At 71.8% G+C, this 2350-nt stretch carries 1 protein-coding gene; it reads left to right on the top strand.

Annotation, left to right across the window (positions count from 1 at the left end):
* Positions 1-361 precede the first annotated feature (361 nt).
* A partial coding sequence (locus IE294_RS46525) for an AAA family ATPase (RefSeq protein WP_189895358.1) occupies positions 362-2350 on the top strand: 1989 nt, incomplete at its 3' end.

Below are 2350 nucleotides of genomic sequence, written 5' to 3' on the forward strand. Positions count from 1 at the left end.
CCGACGCCGGCGACCCCGGCGTCCAGGTGGAACTTCCCCCGGCCACCGCGGGAAGCGCTCACTGAGCCGATTCGAGGAGCGCGGGAGACCGCGCGATCGAACCCGCAGCGGGCCGCCGGGAGCAACCACTACGGCGGCCGGCTGCCGTCCCACCGCTCCCACGTCAGCCCCATACAGTCGCTCACACCATCGCGTCACACTCGCTCACGCGATCCGCGCCTACGTATTTCCGTTCTCTTCACCGTGAGAGCAGGACTGTTCGCCGTGAGATCAGGACTGTGCACACATAGGCTCGGAAAGTGAACGCACGAGGCGGGTCCGGTGGGAAAGGGAGTGGGGCGCCGTGGAGTCGCTCGTAACGATGATCGGCCGGGACGACGAGCTGCGGCAGCTGTCCGCGTTCGTGACGGCCGTGGAGAGGCAGGCCCTCGTCCTCAGAGGGGAGACGGGGGTGGGCAAGAGCGCCCTGCTCGACCATGTCGCCAAGCTGGCATCGGGGGCGGGACACGGAGTGATCCGGGCCGCGGGGGTCGAGGCGGAGTCCGGGCTGCCGTTCGCGGGCCTGCACCAGCTGGTCCACCCCCTGCTTCCCGCCGTCGACGGCCTTGACCAGGTGCACCGCGACGTGTTCGCCACCGTCTTCGGGCGCAGTGGCGGAAAGCCACCGTCCGTGATGTCGCTCGGCATCGCCGTCCTCGACCTGCTGTCCCTGGTCTCCTCGGCGAGGCCGCTGCTGCTGCTCCTCGACGACGGCCAGTGGCTGGACGCCTCCAGTGTCGCGGTGATCGGGTTCGTGGGGCGCCGGCTCAACGGCGGCTCGGTGAAACTCCTCGTCGGCCTGCGCTCGGACGTGGCGTCGGGTTTCGACACCGCCGCCCTGCCCGTACTGCCGGTCGGTTCCCTCCCCGACGAGGCCGCGCGACGACTGCTCGACCAGCGCCGCCCGGGCCTGGACACACACGTCCGCCGTCTGGTGCTGGACCAGGCCCGGGGCAACCCACTGGCACTGCTCGAACTCTCCGCCCACATCGACGGCGACCGCGCGGGAGGCGGGGCCGCGCGGCTCCTCGGCTCGCCCGACGCCTCGGTACCGCTGCCGGTGCCCCGGCGCCTGCAACACGTGTACGGCACCCGGATCAAAGCCCTCGGTGACGACGTACGTCAGGAACTGCTGCGCGGCGCCCTCGACGGTGTCGGAGCGACGCCGGGAACCGCGCCCGCGCCCGGATCGAGGCGCTACCGCATGCGCGACGCCGAAGAGGCGTTGGCGGCAGGTCTGTTGAGCATCGACCCGGTCAGCGGCGACTTCGTCTTCCGGCACCCCCTGGTGCGCTCGACGGTCGTCCAGACGGCGACGCCCAACGAGCGCCGGGCCGCCCACGCGGCCCTCGCTCGTGTGCACCGCGACGACGTCGAGAGGAGCGCCACGCACCTGGCCGCCGCGACGGTCGACCCGGACGAGGAGGTGGCCGCCGCGCTGGAGGCGGCGGCCGACTCCGCCACCCGGCGCGGCAGCGCCGTGGCCGCCGTGGCCTGGCTGACCCGGGCCGCGGAGCTGAGCGAGAACCGCGAGGACCGGTCCCGCAGGCTCGGTGACGCGGCCTTCGCCGCCGGACACGCCGGGCTCTTCGAACAGGCGCAGCGCCTCGTCCGCTCCGATCACGTGACGGGTGCGGACGAGCCCCCCGCCTCCGTGGTCACAACGGCCTATCTGGCGTTCTTCGAGGACGGGGACGTACGGCACTCGCACCGGCAGGTGGTGACGGCGATCGAGAACCTGAGCGGGCGTGAGCCGGGGAAGGCGTCCGACGTGCTCACCCGGCTGGTGAACCTGCTGCTCGCGATCGACCAGTACGCAGGCGATCCCGCCCAGTGGGAGGAGACCCGGGCGTTGCTCGGCTCACTGGGCGATCCGGTGCCCGCTCGCTCGCTGATCTACCAGGACGCGTGGGGGGACGTGGTCCGGCACGGTGCGGGTGTGGCGGAGCGGGTGGAACGTGAGTTCACCGATCTGTCGGCCATGGAGCCCTGGGACATCACACGTCTGTCGGTCGCCGCCTACCACGTGGACACCCTCAGCCAGTACCGGCCGCACCTCCAGCGCACCGTCGACCGCGAGGCCGAGACGGGCTTCGTCCGCAACAGCATGACCATGCTGCACCTGATCATGCTGGACCAGATGGCGGTCGGCGAATGGGACGAGGCCGAGCGGACCGGACAGCGCGACCTGGAGCTGACGTCGTCCCACGGATACGCGCTGCTCGCCCATCACACCCGGGCGTATCTCGGTCTGCTGGCGGCGATGCGCGGCCAGGGCGAGCGCGCACGCGAACTCCAGGCCGCCGTCGAC

Origin of the sequence: Streptomyces canarius (assembly GCF_014650735.1) — a bacterium.
GTDB classification, from domain to species: Bacteria; Actinomycetota; Actinomycetes; order Streptomycetales; family Streptomycetaceae; genus Streptomyces; species Streptomyces olivaceoviridis.